We start from the raw sequence: 21,552 nt of genomic DNA, 5'->3' as shown, positions 1-21,552 counted from the left end.
GCAACCGCGAGATTATCCGCGCAGATTATTAGCCATGCCCATCATTTCGTGGCTGGAGCTCAAGGCGCGCGCGCTGAGTTGATACGCACGCTGGACGATCATGAGATCGGCCATCTCGTCCGTCAGATTAACGTTCGAGTTTTCCACGAAGCCCTGCCGTACCGAAATCCCCACCGCTTCCGCCGGAAGCTGGGTAACATCGGTCACTACATCAGCGATATTAACATTCTCGGGCACGCCGTACAAGTTGTCCGAGATCGACTGGAGCAACTCCGGCTTCGTCGCTTGCATCATCTTAAGCTTGCCGAGCTCGATCGGCGTCGAACCCTGAGGGCCGATTCCCCTCAGCGTTCCGTCCGCCTCGATCGCCAGATTGTAGCCTTCCGGAACGACGATGAATGTATCGACGCCGCCGTCTTGAGCAACGACCGGATAGCCCGTATTCGTAAGGAGCGTCCGATCTCCGCCGCCGGTCGAGATCAACTGGAACGAACCGTGTCTCGTGAACGCGGGCGCGCCGTCAAGCGTTCCGTCCGTTCTCACCTCGAACAGGCCGTTGCCTTCGATCGCCACGTCGGTCATCGAGCCGGTCTGTTGCAGCATACCCTGAGACAGATCCAACTGCATCGACGACAACCGCGCCCCCCATCCTTGGACCAGACCAAGCGGAGAGCGGCGGCCCGTCTGCTCGAAGTCTTGGTCTTGCGGACTTAGATTCGTTAATATATCTTCGAAAACGGACGTTTTGCGCTTGTAACCGACCGTATTGACGTTCGCGAAATTGTCCGCCAACATGTCAAGCTTCTGTTGCAGGGCGTTCATGGAGACGGCGGCCGTAATCATTGAGCTATTCATTGTAACTCACCCTCCGTTTATACGCGTCCGATATCGTTAGCCGCTTTATCCAAGCTGCGATCGTAGAATTGGATCACTTTCTGATTCGCCTCGTATGCGCGAAGCGCGGACATGAGGTCTACGGCCGCTTGGGCGGTGTCGACGTTCGAACGCTCCAGGTAGCCTTGCCGGGCTTCTACCCGGTCGTTCGCCGCAATCTGCCTGATGCCGGCGGCATCCCCTTCATAGCGGAAACGTCCGTCTCCCTCGCGTACGAGTAGGTTCGGATTCTCGACTCTCATGATGCGCAACTGCGGCTCGCCATCCAGCGGAAGCCCGGTCACTCCGTCGACGAGAGCTCCTCCCGCGGTTACTTTGACGGCATCCCAGGAGACGTTCACTTGAATCGGTTGACCGTTCGCGCCGAGCACGCGCATGCCGTCGGAAGTAAGGAGCGTGCCGTCGGCCGCGGTCTTGAAGCTGCCGTTGCGCGTATAGCGCTCTTCGCCTTCCGGCGTCAGAATGCTGAAGTAAGCTTGCGGCTGATAGGTGATCGCCCCGTTCTCGTCGACGAATTTGCCGGATCCGTCGAAGACGGCGCCCGGGACGAGAATATCGGATACGAGCGCGATATCTTGGTTGCGGTACGTCTCTTGCAGGTCGCCTTGAATCATCGAGAGCAGATTCTCTTCCGCGAACACGCCCGTGCTGAGCTTGCCGATCGGATTCACCGTGCCCTCCGGACCGCCCATCGCCGATAGCAGCATGTCGGGGAACGTCCGGCTGACCGTGTTCGAGCCTTTGAACCCCGGGGTATTGATGTTGGCGATATTGTTGGTGATCGCGTCATGGCGCCGCTGCTGCGTCGTCATTCCGGAAGCCGCCGTATACAAACCTCTTAGCATGGAGCATCCTCCTTCTGTCTCTTGATGCCTTAACTTATTTGCGAGCCATTTTATCTAGATGGTCCAGCATGATGCCGGTCCCTTTAACGACGCAGTGCATCGGATCTTCCGCTATTAATACGGGAACCTTGATCTCGTCCGCGAGAAGCGCGTCCAAGCCGTCAAGAAGCGCCCCGCCGCCGGTCAGAATGACCCCGCGGTCGATAATGTCCGCGGACAGCTCCGGCGGCGTGCGCTCGAGTACGGTCTTCGCGGATGAGACGATCGACATGACCGGTTCCCACAGCGCCTCGCGTACCTCTTCCGAGTGAATCGTCACGGTAAGAGGCAGCCCGGACACCATGTCGCGCCCGCGAATGTCCATCTCTTCGCGGCGGCCGTCCAGATGAACGGTCCCGATCTTGATCTTAATGTCTTCGCTCGTGCGTTCGCCGATGAGAAGCTTATATTTGTTCTTTATGTATTTCATGATCGCCGCGTCGAACTTGTCCCCCGCGACTTTAAGAGAAGAGGCGGTCACAACGTCGCCCATGGACAGCACGGCGACATCCGTTGTACCTCCGCCTATATCGACAACCATATTCCCGCTCGGTTGGAAGATATCCATACCCGCTCCGATAGCGGCTGCTTTCGCTTCTTCTTCTAGGAAAACCTCTTTGGCGCCGCTGCGCTCTGCCGCTTCGCGGATGGCCTTCTGCTCGACGGAGGTGATGTTGGAAGGCGCGCAGATCAAGATGCGCGGACGGCTGTACCAGTTCCTTCCCCCTACTCGCTGAATGAACGCTTTCAGCATCATATCCGTCACTTCGAAGTCTGCGATTACGCCGTCCCTTAAAGGACGAATCGCGATGATATGGCCGGGCGTGCGTCCGACCATTCGTCTTGCGTCCTCGCCGACGGCGAGCACTTTCTTCGTGTCGCTCTCGATCGCTACGACGGAAGGTTCGTCTAGAACGACGCCTTTGCCTTTAACATGTATGGATACGTTCGCTGTACCTAAATCGATTCCGATGTCTTTGCTAAACATGCGTCTAGACTCCCTCGCAACGTATGGAATGACTGCAACTAGATATAAAACGGTGTCGTAATAGTTTAATGTTCGCCGCGACTCCCGAAATCCCTTCTTTTTTTCGACAAATTCCCAAAAATTATGCCTTGCCCGCTGTCATAACCTCCCGTTTTTTGATTGTCGTCTTCTTGTATTTGATCTTGGTAGCTTCTCCTCCTCTAAGATGCCGGATCGACTTATGGTACTCCAGAATGTGCTTCACCTGATCTGCCAAATCGGGATTGATTTCAGGCAATCGTTCGGTCAGGTCTTTATGCACCGTGCTTTTGGACACGCCGAATTCCTTGGCAATCGTGCGCACCGTATGGCGCGTCTCCACGATGCATCGGCCGATTTTAATCGTGCGTTCCTTAATATAATCGTGCACGCTCCCGCCTCCCTGCTGTAATAAGATTGGTACAGTATATGAGGGGCGCGTTCACTTATTCTTTGTAGCCAAGCCTAACAGGCTAGGAAAGTCCCGAATCCTGCATCTTAAGCCCTACGCAAAAAAGCGGAAGGGGGGGTCCCTTCCGCCTGTAACGCTTATGAGATTCGTTTATTTCTCGGCTTTGCCGGCGATTACGACATGGTTAAGCTCCTGTAAATCCAAGATGTAAGGGAGCTTGGCCACGGTGCCGTCCGATTCGCAGAAAATTTGCACGACCGGGCGGTTCATGGGACGACCCGCCGTCTCGAGCACGACGCCGATCTGCCCCGTGCTTAGCTTCACGACCGTTCCGATCGGGTATATGGTCAGGTAACGAAGGAATACTTGAACGAGCGACAGATCGAAATCGTAATTGCCCGAAGCGAATAAGTACTCCGTCGCCTCCGCCGGCGCGAACGGCTTGCGATGGTGGCGCGGGGAGATCAGCGCGTTATAGACGTCGGCTAAACCTACGATTTGCGCGAATTCCGGAATGCCATCCTTCTTCACGCCTAGCGGGTAGCCTTCTCCTCGATATCTTTCATGGTGCAGCAGCGCGACCTGAGCGGCGGTATTCGGTACGTTCTTCATGCCTTTGAGCACGTGATAGCCGATCTTCGTATGCTGTTTCATCATTTTCAGCTCGGATTCGTTCAGTACCCGGTTAACCTTCGTCAGTTGCTCTGGCAAGCGGGTCATCCCGATGTCGGATAACAACGCCCCCATGGACAGCTCGTACATCTTCGCGCTGTCGAAGTTCTTCGCCGTCCCGATGATATCCGCGCACAAAGCCACGTTCAAGGCGTGGTTGAAAAGAATCGGATCGCTCTGCATCATCACGCTAAGTTCTTCGGCAAGCTCTCGGTTCGATGCGATCTCCAGCATGACGTCGCGGAAATCTTTCCTGAATTTATCTTCGGGCACCGGCAAAATAATGCGATCCTGCAGAAGTCCCTTTTCCGTAAAATCGGTAACGAGCTTTACCGCTTTCTCTCTCGCTTTCTCGTCGTTCTTCATGCGATCTATATCAGGTTGGATCCATTCGGTCTCGAGGGTTGCGGGCGGGGCATGGCCGAAACGTCTTGTGAAGGAAGCGGAATCGTTCGCGAGCGGCTTTACATGTACAGCGTTGATCCTCAAATTCCTAAGCCGGTTTATATATTGTTCGGTCAACACCGTCCCGGCTTCCAGCATCACGACGCCGTTGCGCCCATGAACCGCTTTGGCAAGCACGTCCCCGTTCTCAAGCTCGGCTATGCCTACTAACCTCACATCGTACACACCCTTTGCTAGGCAATATCTCCTGATCAAGTAATTATATTCATAATACAAATTATGCCATAAGGCCTACGGGCTTGTCGATGGAAGACTTTGACTTATTTTTCGAATTTTCATCCCTTAGATAGTTAAGAAGCCGCAACCTCGCCGGATTGGCTAGTTGCGGCTTCGGGGCATGACGGAGATGCGGAATTACTCTTCCGAATTGATCTTGGATGCAGGGTTGATCGACTCGCCGTTGCTGCGAACCTCGAAGTGCACGTGATTGCCTTCGCTAGGCTCGATTTGGCTTTGACCGGCGGTGCCGATCAGATCGCCTTGCTCGATTTGGTCGCCTGCTTTGACTCTGATGTTGGCCAAGCTTTGGTAGACCGTTACTAGACCGTCCGCATGCTTGATGTTTACCTCGAAATTGTTGTCGGGCGTCTGTTCGGCTACGGTAACTTCGCCGCTCATCGCGGCCAGGACGTCGAACTCTTTGGCGTCTTTGCGCGCCAGGTCGATCGCCATGTGCGGTTTGAACGTGTTGTTATACTCTACCATGGCTGCTTCGCGTTCTTCCGCCGACGCCGATACATCGTAGAACGGCATGATCGTCGTCATGTCTTCCATGTTGTCTACCGGCCAGCGCAGCGATTCGGTATTTACTGCTGCTGGTTCGGCATCCGCGCCCGTCTCGGTCGTCGGCTCGCCGCTAACCTCGGTCACTTCGGAAGCGGTTTGCTTGGTTTCATCCTTGCCCGTCCCCGAATAGACCCAGAGAATCGCTACGATGATTGCCGCCGCGGCCATGTAAACGGCTGGGAATACCCAGCGTTTGGAGAGCAGCTTTTTCCATCCGGACGGCCTGACAGCGGACGAACCTACTACCGACTTGGAAGATTCTTCGAGCTTGCGTGGCGTTTTGTTGTTTCCTTCATTCATTGTTATCATCACCTCAGTAAGCCATTGTTACCAGGTGACGGGCTTTTATACGTGCACGCTTTGGAAGATTGCAATTTTTATAGTCAGCGGTCGCGTCCCTCTATTTCCAATAGCTTCGAAGCTTCGGTTAATCGGACGCCCGTATAGTAGTGTTCGACGATTTGCCTCGCGCTCCTGCCCTTCTTCGCCATGCCTTCCGCTCCCCATTGGCTCATGCCGACCCCGTGTCCGTATCCCTCCGTCGTAATGCGGATGTTCCCGTCTTCTATCTTCCAATCGAAAGCCGCCGAGCGAAGTCCGAGCTTGCCGCGCACTTCTTCCCCCGTCCTTTTCTCGGCGCCGACGAGAAGAACCTTCACGCGCTGTCCGGCCGTCCGCTCCAGTACGCGTATATTCGGCTTGTTCGCGTTGGTCCTCGTCACCGGGATCGTTGCTACGCCGAGTTTCTCGTAAAAATCTACCAATGGCATCGTAATCGTCTCCTCCGCGGGATGTCGGCTCTCCTCTTCCCATGGGCTGGACACGGCGCGCAGGTATGGCAGCTTGTTCGCGAACACTTCCTCCGAATTTTCCGTATAACCGTTGCTGGACGAGAAGAACAGCGCTTCGATCGGCTCGTCTTTGTAAGTGAGTATGATGTTGCGAGTGCGTTCCACGGCCAGCCGCGCTTTGTGGAATCCTTCTGGATTCGTCTCGCGCAACGTCTCCATTTGCTCGAGGGATCGATAGGCTTGGTGCGTCACTTGATCGGTTACCAGCGCTTCGTTGTCCGGCACTCCGTCGCGATTGTCCGTTAATAGTCTGCGAACGATGTACGTCCGGGCAGCCATCGCTTGCGCCTCCAGCGCCGCTTGCTCGAACGTGAGCGGCATCTCCGCGGCGAGTACGCCTAGCACGTAGGTTTCGAGCGGTACGGTCTCGACTTGCTGCTTGTCCGCTAGAAAGACGCTGACGGTCGGCTCTTGCGCCGTGTCGCCGGGTGTTGAGGGCAGTACGGTCTGCCCTTGTTGCGAAGGGCGTGTTGGCTGTGCGGTCTGAAATGACGGTGATGGGCGTGTCGGCTGTGACTTCTGCGACGAATTCGACCGTGCATCTCGTATCGTCTTTTGCGCCGCGCTCACGGTAACGCTCCCGTTCATCGGTTGCTCACTAACGGTAAAGGTATCGGCCATCAAGTTCTGCGTCTTCAGCGTATAGGTAGTATACGTATTCTCAAATTCATTGCTCGAGTGGATGACGAGCCATAGCGCCGCTGCCGCAATGACTCCCCCAGCGAAGCCGCACCACAACGCGCTCCCTCTCAACTCTCTGACTGCCGTGACCCAACTGCCGCCTTTGTGCCTCACCCGTCTCACCTCTATGCGATCTCCAATGCTCTCAAAATATGCAAGAGTAGAGGGAGGTAGAACGGAATGAAGGATTGTTCATTTTGGGGTGCGTTATACCGCTTGCAAGATGGTACATTTTGTTGTAAAGTTTGCTCATACGCGTGAAGCACACCGTCCATTCCCCAGATTGGGGAGCTGGGCGGTTATTTTTTTGTTCTTGGGAGGGTTGCCAGTTGAGTCGCTTCGAACAAGCTTATTCGGCATGGTTGAATCGGCACATCGCGGAGGCGCGGGGAGAAAGATTACGGAGATTGCTCAAGAAACATGGATATGGGGAAAAACTTCTTGTACAGCAAGCTTGGTGGCCGGCGGTCGGACACTTCGACGATCTCTATCCAGAATACGAGTTCATCGACAGCAGGGGAAACTACTATTATTTCGATTTTGGGTTCGTTCGACTCCCACGACCGACGGTCATCGAATCCGACAGCTTTAGCTACCACGCGAGAGACGTTGATCGGGACAAGTTCGCGCGCAGCCTTGACCGTCAGAACGAAATCGTACTTGCCGACTGGAACATCCTCAGATTTTCAATCGATAAGCTCAAGGAAGACCCCGTCTCGTGCCAAAATATAATCGGAAAAATGATGGTCAACTGGTATGGCGGCGAGAGCTCTATTATGCGAGAGTTGAATGTCTATCAGCGAGAAATTGTCAGGCTTGCGACTCGGTCGAATGCCCCGATTACTTTTGAAGAGGCATGTCACTTGCTAGGCAAAGGCCCGAAACAAACACGAGCTCAACTCTATTCCCTCATGGAACAAGGTATATTGGAATCCGTGTCAGGCAAGGAACGCATCCATCGTTATCGCTTGAAGTTTGACCCCCTGCTACAGCGCATTCCGTAACTTCGGCGGTTTAGGGGTCAATGTGACCTCTACTGCGGCGCATTCCGTAGCTTCGGCGGTTTAAAGGTCAATGTGACCTCTACTGCGGCGGATTCCGTAGCTTCGGCGGGTTAAAGGTCAATGTGACCTCTACTGCGGCGGTTTCCGTAGCTTCGGCGGTTTAGAGGTCAATATGACCTCTACTGCGGCGGATTCCGTAGCTTCGGCGGTTTAAAGGTCAATGTGACCTCTACTGCGGCGCATTCCGTAGCTTCGGCGGTTTAAAGGTCAACGCGACCTCTACTGCGGCGGATTCCGTAACTTCGGCGGGTTAAAGGTCAACGCGACCTCTACTGCGGCGGATTCCGTAACTTCGGCGGGTTAGAGGTCAATTTGACCTCTACTGCGGCGGATTCCGTAACTTCGGCGGTTTAAAGGTCAATGTGACCTCTACTGCGGCGGATTCCGTAACTTCGGCGGTTTAAAGGTCAATGTGACCTCTACTGCGGGGGATTCCGTAGCTTCGGCGGTTTAGAGGTCAATATGACCTCTACTGCGGCGGATTCCGTAGCTTCGGCGGTTTAAAGGTCAATGTGACCTCTACTGCGGTGGATTCCGTAGCTTCGGCGGTTTAAAGGTCAATGTGACCTCTACTGCGGCGCATTCCGTAACTTCGGCCTCCATATGGTCTACTGGGCATAACACCAAAAATCCCCCAGCCCAAGGAGGCGGAGGGATCTCATCATGTTGCTTCCGTATGAAGGATAAGGACTAAGCTAGCGTTGGCTGAATTTTGATCTTCCGGCTGACTTCGGCGGGAGCGGGAGCTGGAGCGGCGGCCCGCTGTTCCAGCTGCTGAAGTAAATTCTCGGGCTGCAGCGAAGCTCTCTCGGCTGCCTCGAGAACGTCTTCCGGAGATTGCGCGCTGTAGATGTCCGCTCCAAGCGTGGCAAGCTTACCGACGATGTCCACGTAACCGCGCTCGATGTGATGGACGCCGCCGATTTCGGAGCTGCCGTCTGCCATCAACGCCGCGCAGATCAACGCCGCGCCTGCTCGGAGGTCCGTTGCGGTCACGCTTGCGCCGGACAGCTTAACGCCGCCGGTCACGATCGCGGTACGTCCGTCTACTTTAATCTCCGCCCCCATCTTGACGAGCTCTTCCACGTGCATGAAGCGATTCTCGAACACCGTTTCCGTTACGATGCTCGTACCGTCGGCCACGAGCAAGAGCGCCATCATCTGCGCCTGCATATCCGTCGGATATCCAGGGTATGGAAGCGTCTTGACGTCGACGGCCTTCAATGGGTGCATGGCGTTAACGCGAATGCCGTTCTCGTCGCATGCGATTTGAACGCCCATCTCCTCGAGCTTGGCGACGACGGGACCAAGGTGATCGCGAATCGCGCCTTCGACGTATACATCTCCGCCCGTGATGGCTGCCGCGATCATGTAAGTACCGGCTTCGACGCGATCGGGAATGACATGGTGCTCGACGCCGCGAAGCCGCTCGACGCCTTCAATGCGAATGACGCCGGTGCCGGCACCGCGCACTTTTCCGCCCATGGCATTAAGGAAATTCGCCAAGTCGACGATTTCCGGTTCTTTGGCCGCGTTCTCGATGATCGTCGTTCCGACCGCCGTAGCCGCTGCCATCATGATGTTCTCCGTTGCCCCGACGCTTGCGATATCTAAGTATATGCGAGCCCCGCGCAACTTGCCGTTAACGCTGGCTTCGATGGTTCCTTGACCGAATCCGATCTCGGCGCCCATCGCCTCGAAGCCTTTCAGATGCTGGTCGATCGGTCTTGTACCGATCGCGCATCCGCCGGGTAGCGAAATTCTAACCTTGCCAAGACGAGCCAACAGCGGGCCCATCACCAGGAACGAAGCTCTCATTCTCCTGACTAACTCATAAGGCGCTTCATACGAAATCAACGATTCAGCTTGTAAGCGAACGCTTCCGTCACTTTGCTTCGCGTGAACCCCCAAAGCCGCGAGCACTTGCAGGATATTCTTCACATCGTCCAGGGCAGGCACGTCATGAATGACGCTGGATCCTTCTTCCGCCAACAAGGCGGCAGCAAGGATCGGAAGGACGGAATTTTTGGCGCCGTGCACGCGAACTGTTCCTTTTAAGGTACGTCCGCCGCGGACGATGATTTTGCTCATGGGTGGTTCCCTCCGCGCGTTATAGATTCATTCCGAAGTTGAACCTTCGGACCGACCCTGAAAAACCCAAATTACATCATACCACCGGGCATAAGCTGTTACAAGCGGCAGAATTTGCCGTTTTACGACGTCATTCGACCGCAAAGCCACAGATGCATGCCATCCATTGACCTAATGCACATTATAACTCATTGTGAGCATTACGACAGCGGGTTATTCGAATTGATTATTACTCGGCTCCGAAAAGCCATTTGACGTTGCCGGCCCAAGTCCAATAGTCGAGAATGAACCTTGCCGCGATGTAGCCGAGCGCAATGGCGATCAGCAATTGAAGCAGCCTTGCGCGCGGACTGCGGGGATGCCGAACAATCTTGTCAAAATTCACTTCGTGCAGGACGAACCAGGCGATGGTGACGCATCCAAGCGTTACGAATATGGAGAAAAGTCCATCCCAGCCTACGCTCGCAAGCACCCCAGATTGATCCGGCATAACGATTCATTCCTTCTACGTGATCTTGTTCGACTACGCCGTTCGTCTTCAAGCGGATTGCTTAAGCAGCTTCGCTAACAGTACTGACCATTCCGCTCGGCTAATCGTTGCATTCGGCTTGAATTTCCCGTCGGAATAGCCGCTGAGCCAGCCCTGCTCCCGCAGGGCTGCCGCAGTAGCCGCAAACGGGTCCTTCGGCGATACGTCCTTGAACGCTTGTTTCGGTTGCTTAGACAATTTCAACTTGATCGCTGCCGCGAACAGCTCAGCCGCTTCCGCTCTCGTCATGGCGATTGAAGGATGCAGCTGACTGCTCTTGTACGCGGATAACCATCCCGCTTGATCGGCCTTCGCAACCGATTCGGAGAGCCAGCTCTTCGCGGCGATGTCCTTGAATCGCATCGTAGGCGCCGCTTTCTTAAGCTCCAGCGCCCGCACCAGCGATACGATCGCCTCGCCGCGAGCGAGCGGCGCTCCCGGGTGGAAGGTGCCGTCCGAATAGCCGCTCAGCCATCCGGCATCAACAAGCGATTGTATGCTCGGATTCGCCCAACGATAACCTGCCAAGTCGATGAACGCATCCTGCGTCGGTTCCGCCCCGATCAACAAGCGATACGGGCGGTTCTGTTCGGCGCGATCGGCGGCTACGGATACGTAATAAGTACCTGCATCCAGTACGCGCTCCTTTGCAAGCTCGCTTGAATCCTGCGAATTATGCCAGGTATTTAGCGTTTGCTGTTTGCGGTCCCTTAATGCGATCGTAGCTGTTGCCCCGTCGACAATACCGCTGAGCTCTACATGAACTTTCTTGCGTTCACTGAGCGTAAACCGGTACCAGTCCACGTCTTGGGGCGTTGCGATAATGCCTGCATACCGCTCCCCGACAACGAGCGGAGTTGCCGTAGCGGGACTGTTGTTCGGCTCATAAGGATCTTCGTATTGGGTAATATATTCCAAAGCTACGGTATACGTCCCGATAACGGGCTCAGGATTTGCGGATACCGCATTCGTAATTCTTATATAATACTTCCCGGCCTTGGCTTGCTTCAGCACCAATTGCTCGCTGCCCCCGTCGCCTCTCTCGTCCGCGATGGTCATCGGGCCTCCCGCCGGTTGAATCATGAGCGCCAGATCGATCCGAGACGTATCCGCTGACGCCGATAGCATAATCTCGCCGTCTTTAGGAAGGCTGATTGTCGTCCAATCCTCGTCGCTTCGCTTATGGAAAGTGCCCGTCCATTGCTGGCTGCGAGAAGGCAACGTTGATGCGGTAGCCGCCGAATCGTTCGGTTCGCGGGCGTCCGCCGCCATCGCTAAGCTCGATGTAAGCTTGTAAGCCGGATAAACTCCCTGGGAAGCCGTATTCGCCGTCCTTGAAACCTTTAACCAATATTCGCCCGCCTGGAGCTGCCACCTGGTTTCTTCGGGTTTCGACGAACCGAGCGGCGCCTTCTCGTCCGAGCTTTTGCCCGCATACAAGGATAGCTTTACCGCACCCTTGCGAATGGCTAGCGTTCCGCTATACGGAATCGTTAACGTATACCAGTCGACATCGCCGGGACTGCTCCAAGCTCCGGCTACCTCTTTCCCTAACGGGAAAACGGCTGCTTTCGCCCTCGTATCGTTCGGCTCGCGCCAATCCGCTTCCGCATTCGGCTTGACAGCATCATCCGCGGCAAGGAAGCCGTAGCCGATACTCTCGTCCCATGGTCCGGATTCCGGTCTAATGGCCGAACCGCGCAACTTCTCGCGAAGCTGTATCGGCTTCCATTCCGGATGCATCGCCTTCAGCATGGCCGCCGCCGCGGCTACTTGCGGAGCGCCCATCGAGCTTCCAACCATCGTGACGCGACCGCCGCCAATGGCAAGCGTATCTACGGTCCATGAGGCGCTAAGATCGACTTCGGGGCCGGCGGTAGACTGAGCGATCGGATGAATGCCTTCCGATCCGGAAACGGCCAACACGCTCGCGTAAGCTGCCGGGTATTGCACGGCGGCTTTAGAGCCTAGCGCGGCCGCATCGTTACCGCTCGCGGCTACGAGCAGAACGCCTTTGTTCTCGGCATCTTCAACCGCTTCGCGCAGGTTAGGCGCATCGCGCTTTAATCCTAGAGAAAGGACGATAATGTCCGCGCCTTGCTCTACCGCATAAGCAATGGCTTGCGTCAATTTGCTTTCATCGCCGGAGCCGTTCTGATCGAGCGCCTTGATCGGCAATATACGCCCCTTCCACCTCGCTTTGCCGGAAGTTTCGCCTGCCTCTGCGACCGCGGCGATAATGCCTGCTACCGCGGTCCCATGTCCGTTGTCGTCTTGCGGCTTTCGATTCGCGTTCACGAAATTTTTGCCTGGCAAGAGATACGGCTTCAGAAGAGGATTGTTCAGGTCTACGCCGGTATCGATGACGGCAACCGTTGACGTTACGTCGTTCGTCAGCATCGACCACGCCGTCGTGAATCCCGACTCTTTCAGGAATGCTGCCGTGCCTTTGCCGGATGCGGACTCAAGAGCTTGAACTTGAACAAGGTTCGCGATTCTGACTTCATGCGGAGGTAAAGAACGTACTTGCGCGATCCCGTTCGGCATGACAACCAGCATTGCGCTGCATATGGCGACGAAGCAAAGCGTCATGCGCCTCGCGCCGTTATGCATGAATACGCTACTCCTCATTCCAACCACGCCTTCGGGACTGCATTCGGTATACATATCCCTTTCTATTTTCGACAGCAATTCCCTTCTTTCAGCAACAAAATCGGGTCTTTGGTCACAACAAAAGGAAGCCGCCCTCAGCTTGTCGCACTCGCCTTGGGCAGCTATCGTCACTAAAATCTTGCTAACTGACGAGCATATCGAATGGCAATTCGAACAGCTTATCAATCCATTCGAGGATCGGTTTCGGCAAGAAACCGAGGACCAGCGTACCGGCAACGCACAACCAGATGCTAACGGCGGCAGGCCAAGACAGACGCAATCCCGAATCGACTTCTCCGCTTCTTAAATACATCTGGCGGATGAAGGAGAAGTAGACCGCATAAGACACGACGGTAGTAACGAGCAAGATCGCGGCCAGCCAGTAGGTCTTCGTCTGAACCGTCGCGAACAGAATGAACAGCTTACCGAAGAAGCCTCCGGTAACCGGAAGTCCGGCGAGCGAACAGAGAAGTATCGTCATCCCCGCCGCCGTCCACGGGGCCCGGTGGTATAGTCCCGCAAACCCCGATATCGTCTCGTTGCCCGCACTCCTCGCGACGATCGTCAAGACGGAGAACGCGCCGATATTCATCACGGCGTAAGCAATGAGGTAATAGATAAACTCGGAAAATACGGACGAGTGCAGGCGCGTAAGATCTAGCGCGAGCGGAATTAGCAGAATACCCGCGTTCGCGACGCCCGAAAGCGCGAGCAGCCGCTTCACGTTGCGCTGGCGCAACGCCCCCGCGGTCCCGACGATCATAGCCGCTGCGGACAATACGGCTAGAGCGAGGAATACGTCGTGCTTCATCACGCCGTCCGTATTCAGCGTGAAGTACGTCATGAACATGAAGAAAATACGGTACAGCATCGCGAATGCCGCGCCTTTGGCGACGACGGCCAGGAAAGCCGTAACCGGTGTCGGAGCGCCTTGGTAGACGTCGGAAGCCCATACGTGGAACGGAGCCAACGCCAGCTTCGCCGCGAAGCCGGCCGTCATGAGGAACAGGCTGACGTAGATAAGCGCCTCGCTCGATTCCATGGCTCCTTGCATGCCGCTCATGATGTCGGCCAGATTCGTGCTTCCGATCACCCCGTACAGGAACGACATCCCGTACAGAATGAACGCGGACGCCACTCCTCCGGTCACGACGTATTTGAACGCCGCTTCGCTTGACTGGCTCGCGTTTTTGCGGGCCGCAACGAGTATGTAGGACGTGATGCTGAGGAGCTCCAGCCCTACGAACAGCGTAATGAGATCGCCCGACGAAGACATAACCATCGCGCCAAGCACGGCGGGCAGCAGGAGATAGTAGAACTCTCCCTTGATCGGTATCTCTTCGTCGCGAACGGTCCCGAGCGAAGAGAATACGATGAATGCCGATGCTCCGATGAAGACGAGCTTGAGCAGGTTCCCGAAATCGTCGATCCGATAGCTTCCGCCGACCAAGGTATGAACTTGCGCGGCACCTTCGAGATCTTTGAAATCGAACATGAGCCATACGACGAATACCGCCGACGCAAGCAATCCGGCTAGCGTAAGCCAGCCGATGATATCCCGGTTGATCCGCCTAGGCAAGACAAGATCGAGAAGCGCAAGCACGATCGTCGCGATCGACAACGTGACTTCGGGGGCCAAGTACCACGCATCGGTCCACGTTAAAGTCTGCAAGTGTTCCATGTTAGCCCCCCACCCTCGTGTGAAGTTGTTCCAGCAGCCCGTTAAAGCCGTTCTGCATCAGATCCGTTAAGATGGACGGGTAAACGCCAAGCAGGACGATTAAAGCCGCCAGAGCGATCATTGGAAGCGCCTCGATGAAGCGGGCATCCTTCATATTCTCGAAGGCTTCCGGAGTTCTTCCGTACGTAATGCTGAGTATGCTGCGCAATACGTAGATGGCGGCGAACAGAACGCCGAGCACCCCGATCGCGGTAATCCACTTCATCGACCCGAACAGCCCAAGGAACGAGAGGAACTCGCCGACGAACCCGGACAAGCCCGGCAAACCCAGGGAAGCTAGACCGCCTACGAGCAAGATGCCCGACATGAATGGCATAGACTTCGCAAGACCGCCCAACTCATCCAATTGCGTCGTCTGCGTTCGCTCGTACAAGCTGCCTACGATCAAGAACAGAAGCGCCGAGATTAGCCCGTGGGACACCGACTGGTAGATCGCGCCTTGAAGACCGACCTCCTCGAGCGATGCGATCCCGAGCAGAACGATGCCCATATGGCTGATACTCGAGTAGGCGAGCACGAGTTTGAACTCTCGCTGCACGCAAGCGATAATCGCGCCGTACAGAATGTTGATGACCCCTAAGATAGCGATTATTGTCGACCAATCGTGTAATTGCTCGGGAAATAAAAACGCGCCGAATCGAATGAGCCCGTAAACGCCCATTTTAAGCAGAATGCCGGAGTGAATCATGACGATCGATGGCGGCGCTTCCGTATGTACGCGAAGCATCCAAGTATGGAACGGGAAGATCGGCACTTTAATGCCGAAGGCGATCATGAGCAGAACGAACGCGCCCCAGCGCATGTTGTCGTTCAGCAGGAATTCCGCCGCTCCGGCTTGATCCGCAGTCAAATTGGCCATCGCCTGCGGGTCCGTTAAGTTCGCGAGCAGCACGTCATAATTGCCGCTGAATATCACTTGCGAATCCGTAGCGCTCAACCCGAGCGTGGCAATGAGCAGCAAGAAAGACAGCAGCATGGCCGCGGAACCGAGTCCGTTATAGACCAGGAAGCGAGTCGCCGCCTTCTCCCGGCCGTAGTAACCCCATATTCCGATCAGGAAGAACATCGGAATCAGCGTCACTTCGAAGAAGATGAAGAACAAGACGAGATCGCGTGATAGGAAAACGCCGTAGATTCCGGTAAGCAGCAGGAGGAAGAGCACGTAGAACGTCTTCCAGCGCTTTCGAATGTGCACGGTGGCCAGCGCCGCCATGGTAGAGACGATGCCTGTCAGAATAACGAGCGGCATCGAAATTCCGTCGACCGTAAGATGATAGTCGAAGCGCAGCTGCGAGGATTCGAAGCCTTGCAGCAGCTCTTTGTTAAGCGGGATGGTCAGCCATGTCTCATGCTCGGTATAGGCAGCCCCGCCGACCGAAGGCTCGTAAGCGGCGAACAGCCATAACGTCAACGCGAGCGGGATGACGGTGAATGCGATCGCCGTTATTCTTAACCACTGGCTGCGTTGACCCGGCAACAGTAGAACGATTAGCGATCCGACTAACGGCGCGAACGTGATGAGAGAGAGAATTGGGACGTTGTCCAGCATTACCAGAACCTCCTTCCCGCTATGGCTAGCGCCAGGATGACGATTCCGATTAACGCCGTAAGCGCATAGGTCTGCACTTGCCCACTTTGCAGGCGGGAGTTAAGACGTCCGAGCGCGGAGGTCGAATACCCCGCCAACCGTACGACGCCGTCTACGATGTAATCGTCGAACGCCTGCAGCGCCTTGCCGAAGCTTCGCAGCGGCTTCACGATCAGAAGATCGTAGAGCTCGTCGATATAATACTTCCGTTCTAACGTTCTTACCAGAGCCGGCGCCCTGGACGACACCGCATCTCTGCGAACCGTGCCTTTAACGTAAACGAGCCATCCGATATAGATGCCGAGCAACCCGACCGCGACGGATACGACCATTACGATGCCGCTGCCATGATGCTCGGGCGCCTCGCCCGTCAGCCATTCGCCAAGCCATCCTTTGAACGGCGTGTCTACGAATCCGGCGACGACAGACAGGATCGCGAGGACGATCAGCGGAACCGTCATGACCGACGGAGATTCGTGCGCATGGCCGTCTTGCTTCGGTTTGCCCGCGAACACTAGGAAGTACAATCTCGCCATATATAGCGCCGTGAAGAAAGCGGCAATCGCCCCGACGGCGAACAGGATGCCGTTCTTATCCAGCGCGGCTGCCAGTATGGCGTCCTTGGACCAGAAGCCCGCGAACGGCGGTATGCCGGACAGGGCGAGCGCTCCGATGCCGAACGTCCATGCCGTGATCTTCATCGTCTTGCCTAGGCCGCCCATCTCCCGAATGTCTTGCGTGTGCGCGCCGTGAATGACGCTACCAGCGCCGAGGAATAAGAGCGCTTTGAAGAAGGCGTGCGTGAACAGGTGGAACATCGCAGCCGAGACGGAGCCTACGCCCAGCGCCAGCATCATATAGCCGAGCTGGCTGACCGTCGAGTAGGCGAGAATCCGTTTAATATCGTTCTGCGCCAAGCCGATCGAAGCCGCGAATATCGCCGTGAACGCGCCGATGACCGCAACCGTCGTCATGGCGGCGTCCGATGCCTCGAAGATCGGGAACGTGCGCGCGACCAGGAATACGCCTGCTGCGACCATCGTCGCGGCATGAATGAGCGCGCTGATCGGCGTCGGGCCTTCCATCGCGTCCGGAAGCCACGTATGCAGCGGGAATTGACCCGACTTGCCCACGGCGCCTACGAAGATGAGAAGGGCGATCAGCGTCGTGATGCCGACCGAGATGACGCCGCCCGGCGTGCTGAATACGTTATGGATCGTCGTGAAATCGAGCGCATGGTCGGGCATGTACCAGAATAGGAGAAGCAAGGCAATCAGCAAGCCCAAATCCCCGATTCTCGTCACGATGAAAGCTTTCTTGGCCGCCGCCTTCGCTTCCGGCTTGTGGTACCAGAAGCCGACGAGCAGGAACGAGCAAACGCCGACGAGTTCCCAGAAAATATAGAACGTGAGCAGGTTGTCGGAGAGAACGAGACCCAGCATCGAACTCGTGAACAGCGCGACATAGGCGAAGAACGTGGAAATCCGATCGTCATCGCGCATGTAGCCCTGCGAGTACACGTTCACGAGGAAGCTGACGAGCGTAACGACGACCAGCATCAGCGACGTCAAGTTCGTTACTTCGAAGCCGGCGCTCAGCTTGAGCGAACCGACCTGCAACCATTCGATGCTCTTGCTGTAATCGTCCGCGTTGTCGGTCATTCGCTCGAAGGCGATGCACAGCGACAGCACGAGAGAAGCTAACGTGCCGATGATGCCGATCCAGGGGCCGGTCTTTCTCGCGCCTTTGCCCATCGCCGTTAAGATCGCGAATGCCGCCAATGGGAACACGGGGACGAGCCAAGCGTATTCCGCAAAAGAGGTGCTCATGAAAGTTACCCCCTCAACTCGTCGAATTCGTCCACGTTCACCGTCGCACGGTTGCGATACCATACGATAAGGACGGCCATGCCGACCGCAGCTTCCGCCGCAGCCACCGTCATGGTGAACAAGGAGAAGATTTGACCCGTCAGGGACGGGGTTACGCCGTATTTCGAGAAGGCGATCAAATTGAGGTTGACCGCGTTCAGCATCAGTTCGATGCAAAGCAGAACGACGATTGCGTTCCGCTTGGTGAGCACGCCGTACAGGCCGACGCAGAACAGCACCGCCGCCAGCGTCAGATAGGAGGCCAGCATCGTCATTGCGGGTCCTCCTCTCTCTTCGCCAGCGCGACGGCGCCGATGAACGCGACCGTTAACAATACCGAAATCAACTCGAACGGCACCGCATAGCGGCTGAACAGCTCTAACCCGATAGCGCGGGTATTGTCGTCCGGCAGCGGAGCGACTTCCGTGGGAAAGTCCGCATTGCGGATCGCGAAGAACAGAATGCCGAACAGACATATACAGCCGATCGCCGCGAGCGTCTCCAAGAGCGGACGCGCCGGCTCCTGACCCTCCCCGTCGTGCTTCGTCATCATGATTCCGAAGATCATCAGAATCGTGACGGCTCCCACATAGAGCAGCACTTGAACGAAAGCGACGAATTCGGCGTTCAGCAGAATGTACAACCCCGCGAGCGCAACGAACGTAAACGCCAGCGACATGACGATATGAACGACTTTCGTGAAGTTGATCGCCAAGACTGCGCCCACGATCGCGCAGATCGCCAGCGAGAAGAACGCGAAAAACTCGCCGCTGAAATCAATGTTGAAGTTAAACACGGATTATTTGGCGCCTCCTTTCGGAGAGCCGATATTGTTATTGTCCTGGCGGACGTTCACGTTGTTCGCGAACAGCCAATCTTTATCCTTATAGAGGTCATCGCGGCTATAGGTAGCCAGTTCGAAATTGTTCGTCATGACGATCGCTTCCGTCGGGCAAACTTCGGTACACAAATCGCACAGGATGCAAATTTCGAAGTTGATGTCGTACGTGTCGATGACTTTGCCCTTTTTCTCCGGATCGGGATTCGCTTTGCCTGTCAGGGTGATGCACTCCGTCGGGCAAATCCGCACGCATTGGTTGCACACGATGCACTTGTCCGGCTCGAAGTATTGAATGCCGCGGAAACGGTCCGGCATGACCACCGGCATATCCGGATACGACATCGTCACTTTCTTGCTGCTCATCGTTTTAAGCGAAACGCCAAGCCCTTTAAGCATTCCTTTCATGTCGTCAGCCCCCCGTTCACATCAATTCAATGCCTAGCGCCGTCAAGAAAATATTCAGTATCGCGAGAGGCAGCAGCACCTTCCACGCCAGGCTCATGAGTTGGTCGACGCGGAGCCTCGGGAACGTAGCCCGTATCCAGAAGATCGTGAACACGATGAACGCGAATTTCAGGAAAAACCACAGCACCCCGGGAATGAAATCAAGCTGCGGGAACGGAGGGTTCCAGCCGCCCAGGAACAGCAGGGTCGTTAGACATGCAATCGCATAGAGGTAGATATACTCCGTAAGCATGAAGAACGCGAACCGAAAGCCGCTGTATTCTACGTGGTAACCCGCGACGAGCTCCGACTCGGCTTCCGGCAAGTCGAATGGCGTGCGATTCAGCTCCGAGATGGCGGAAATAACGAATATGCCGAACCCGAGAATTTGGGGCAGGAAGTTCCAGTCCCAGAAATAACCTTCTTGCGCGATAACAATATCTCGCAGATTCAAGCTTCCCGTCATCATCACTACACCGACGATGGACATGACAAGCGGCACCTCGTAGCTGATCATCTGAGCAGCCGAGCGCATGCCGCCGAGCAACGAGTATTTGTTGTTGGACGCCCAACCGCCGACGACGATGGCGATCGTCGTAATCCCGGACAGCGCGATGTAGTAAAGGAAGCCGACGTTAAGATCGGCGAATTGCAGGTTCATGCTATACGGGATGAACGCCAGCACGACGAAGGAAGGGACGAACGCGAGTACCGGAGCCAAGACGAACAAGCCTTTGTCGGCTTTGCTCGGTATCGTGTCCTCCTTGAGAAGGAGCTTGGCGACGTCCGCGACCGTCTGCAGCAACCCTAGCGGGCCTACGCGGTTAGGTCCTTTGCGGAACTGCATCCAACCGATGAACTTCCGTTCGAAGTAGATGGCGTACGTAACGAAGAATATGACGACGGCAAGAACCGCGACGGCTCCCGCGATGAAGATGCCGGCATTCCCCCAGCCAAGCGGATCGTTCCAGAAATGCTGCATCAGCAGTCGACCTCCCCTAGCACGATGTCAATGCCGCCAAGGATCGTGACCATGTTCGTCATGTTCTCCCCGATAAGCAGCTTTGGCAAAATTTGCAGGTTTACGAACGATGGCCGGCGGAATTTCAGGCGATACGGCTCCGCTTTGCCTTTGGATACGATGTGGCAGCCGATCTCGCCGCGCGGCGACTCGATGCGCACGTAGATCTCCCCGGCAGGCGGGCGAATGACGCGCGGCACTTTGCCCATCGTATCGCCTTCTCCCGGAAATTGCTCCAGCGCTTGCTCGAGAATGCGCAGGCTTTGCGTAATCTCGCCAAGACGGCATAGATATCGGTCGTAGCAATCGCCGTTCTTGCCGACCACGACGTCGAAGTCGAACCGGTCGTATAAGCTGTATGGCTCGGCTTTGCGCAGATCCCAATCCACGCCCGTGCAGCGCAGGTTTGCTCCTGACAAACCGTATTCGATGGCGGTCTTGACGTCGTATTGGCCGATGCCCTTAATCCGCGCGAGGAAAATTTCGTTGCCGCTGACCAGGTTATGATACTCGTCCAGACGAACGTACATGTCTTTGACGAACGTCTTGACGCGGTCGATCCAGCCGTCCGGCGCGTCCCACTTCACGCCGCCGACGCGCATGTAGTTGTAAGTCAGCCGCGCGCCGCACAGCTCGTTGAACAAGCCAAGAATGCGCTCGCGGTCGCTGAACGCGTACAGGAACGGGCTAATCGCCCCAATATCGAGAAGATAAGTCCCCCACCAGACGAGGTGGCTGGCGATCCGTTGAAGCTCCATGACGACGAGCCTGAGAAACTCCGCGCGTTCCGGCACTTCCAGTCCCATCATTTTCTCCACAGCGTGCACGAGCACGTAGTTGTTCGTCATGGCCGACACGTAATCCATGCGGTCGGTATAAGGAATAATCTGCGTATAGTTCAAATTCTCGGCGAGCTTCTCCGTGCCCCGGTGCAAATACCCCATGACGGGCGTCGCTTCCGTAATGATTTCCCCGTCCAGCTTGACGACGATCCGAAATACGCCGTGCGTGCTCGGGTGCTGCGGGCCGACATTGAGCAACAGTTCTTCTGTACGAATCACG

The 21,552-nt window shown here is 55.9% G+C and carries 19 protein-coding genes; 1 reads left to right on the top strand and 18 read right to left on the bottom strand.

Annotated elements, in window-relative coordinates; genetic code table 11:
* Window positions 1-12 precede the first annotated feature (12 nt).
* From COHPA_RS0116015 to spoIID, 7 genes are all read right to left on the bottom strand, one after another.
* Window positions 13-855: a flagellar hook-basal body protein gene (locus COHPA_RS0116015; RefSeq protein WP_027087174.1), complete on the bottom strand. Its 843-nt coding sequence runs from the start codon at window positions 853-855 to the stop codon at window positions 13-15.
* 17 nt (window positions 856-872) lie between these two features.
* Window positions 873-1,739, bottom strand: a complete 867-nt coding sequence (locus tag COHPA_RS0116010; RefSeq protein WP_027087173.1) for a flagellar hook-basal body protein — start codon at window positions 1,737-1,739, stop codon at window positions 873-875.
* A gap of 34 nt (window positions 1,740-1,773) precedes the next feature.
* A complete protein-coding gene (gene mreB / locus COHPA_RS0116005) occupies window positions 1,774-2,766 on the bottom strand; it encodes a rod shape-determining protein MreB (RefSeq protein ID WP_027087172.1) in 993 nt (330 codons plus the stop codon).
* Window positions 2,767-2,887: 121 nt separating this feature from the next.
* Window positions 2,888-3,175 carry a sporulation transcriptional regulator SpoIIID gene (spoIIID, locus tag COHPA_RS0116000; RefSeq protein WP_027087171.1) on the bottom strand — a complete coding sequence of 96 codons (288 nt, stop codon included), beginning with the start codon at window positions 3,173-3,175 and terminating at the stop codon, window positions 2,888-2,890.
* A gap of 171 nt (window positions 3,176-3,346) precedes the next feature.
* A complete protein-coding gene (locus COHPA_RS0115995; protein ID WP_156926684.1) occupies window positions 3,347-4,489 on the bottom strand; it encodes an HD-GYP domain-containing protein in 1,143 nt (380 codons plus the stop codon).
* Window positions 4,490-4,687: 198 nt separating this feature from the next.
* On the bottom strand, window positions 4,688-5,419 hold the full coding sequence (locus tag COHPA_RS0115990) for a M23 family metallopeptidase (protein ID WP_027087169.1): 732 nt from the start codon (window positions 5,417-5,419) through the stop codon (window positions 4,688-4,690).
* Window positions 5,420-5,502: 83 nt separating this feature from the next.
* A complete protein-coding gene (gene spoIID / locus COHPA_RS23625; protein ID WP_156926683.1) occupies window positions 5,503-6,774 on the bottom strand; it encodes a stage II sporulation protein D in 1,272 nt (423 codons plus the stop codon).
* A 206-nt stretch (window positions 6,775-6,980) separates the two neighbouring features.
* On the opposite strand from spoIID, the gene COHPA_RS0115980 reads away from it, so the two are divergent.
* A complete protein-coding gene (locus COHPA_RS0115980) occupies window positions 6,981-7,655 on the top strand; it encodes a hypothetical protein (RefSeq protein ID WP_027087167.1) in 675 nt (224 codons plus the stop codon).
* 750 nt (window positions 7,656-8,405) lie between these two features.
* Here COHPA_RS0115980 and murA read toward each other — a convergent pair.
* The 11 genes from murA to COHPA_RS0115925 all read right to left on the bottom strand — a co-directional run bounded on the left by murA (window position 8,406) and on the right by COHPA_RS0115925 (window position 21,551).
* A complete protein-coding gene (gene murA / locus COHPA_RS0115975) occupies window positions 8,406-9,806 on the bottom strand; it encodes a UDP-N-acetylglucosamine 1-carboxyvinyltransferase (RefSeq protein WP_027087166.1) in 1,401 nt (466 codons plus the stop codon).
* Between the two features lie 229 nt (window positions 9,807-10,035).
* Window positions 10,036-10,296 carry a DUF1146 domain-containing protein gene (locus COHPA_RS0115970; protein WP_027087165.1) on the bottom strand — a complete coding sequence of 87 codons (261 nt, stop codon included), beginning with the start codon at window positions 10,294-10,296 and terminating at the stop codon, window positions 10,036-10,038.
* Window positions 10,297-10,344: 48 nt separating this feature from the next.
* Window positions 10,345-12,948 (bottom strand): S8 family serine peptidase, encoded by a 2,604-nt coding sequence (locus tag COHPA_RS0115965; protein ID WP_027087164.1) that lies wholly within the window; start codon window positions 12,946-12,948, stop codon window positions 10,345-10,347.
* 181 nt (window positions 12,949-13,129) lie between these two features.
* Window positions 13,130-14,668 (bottom strand): NADH-quinone oxidoreductase subunit N, encoded by a 1,539-nt coding sequence (locus tag COHPA_RS0115960; RefSeq protein ID WP_027087163.1) that lies wholly within the window; start codon window positions 14,666-14,668, stop codon window positions 13,130-13,132.
* Window position 14,669: 1 nt separating this feature from the next.
* Entirely contained in the window at window positions 14,670-16,277 is a 1,608-nt protein-coding gene (locus COHPA_RS0115955; RefSeq protein ID WP_027087162.1) for a complex I subunit 4 family protein, read from the bottom strand.
* Window positions 16,277-18,145, bottom strand: coding sequence for an NADH-quinone oxidoreductase subunit L (gene nuoL, locus COHPA_RS0115950; protein WP_027087161.1), 1,869 nt, complete (start codon window positions 18,143-18,145; stop codon window positions 16,277-16,279). The genes COHPA_RS0115955 and nuoL overlap by 1 nt, the downstream gene beginning before the upstream one ends.
* Before the next feature lie 5 nt (window positions 18,146-18,150).
* Complete coding sequence (nuoK, locus tag COHPA_RS0115945; RefSeq protein ID WP_425393709.1) at window positions 18,151-18,453, bottom strand: NADH-quinone oxidoreductase subunit NuoK; 303 nt, start codon at window positions 18,451-18,453, stop codon at window positions 18,151-18,153.
* Window positions 18,454-18,455: 2 nt separating this feature from the next.
* Complete coding sequence (locus COHPA_RS0115940) at window positions 18,456-18,980, bottom strand: NADH-quinone oxidoreductase subunit J (protein ID WP_027087159.1); 525 nt, start codon at window positions 18,978-18,980, stop codon at window positions 18,456-18,458.
* 3 nt (window positions 18,981-18,983) lie between these two features.
* Window positions 18,984-19,430, bottom strand: coding sequence for an NADH-quinone oxidoreductase subunit NuoI (gene nuoI, locus COHPA_RS0115935; RefSeq protein WP_027087158.1), 447 nt, complete (start codon window positions 19,428-19,430; stop codon window positions 18,984-18,986).
* A 16-nt stretch (window positions 19,431-19,446) separates the two neighbouring features.
* On the bottom strand, window positions 19,447-20,451 hold the full coding sequence (nuoH, locus tag COHPA_RS0115930) for an NADH-quinone oxidoreductase subunit NuoH (RefSeq protein ID WP_027087157.1): 1,005 nt from the start codon (window positions 20,449-20,451) through the stop codon (window positions 19,447-19,449).
* Window positions 20,451-21,551, bottom strand: a complete 1,101-nt coding sequence (locus tag COHPA_RS0115925) for an NADH-quinone oxidoreductase subunit D (protein ID WP_027087156.1) — start codon at window positions 21,549-21,551, stop codon at window positions 20,451-20,453. Before COHPA_RS0115925 ends, nuoH begins: the two co-directional genes overlap by 1 nt.
* Between the last annotated feature and the right edge of the window lies 1 nt (window position 21,552).

The organism is Cohnella panacarvi Gsoil 349, assembly GCF_000515335.1.
GTDB lineage: Bacteria > Bacillota > Bacilli > Paenibacillales > Paenibacillaceae > Cohnella > Cohnella panacarvi.
This window is presented reverse-complemented; position numbering and strand designations above follow the sequence as displayed.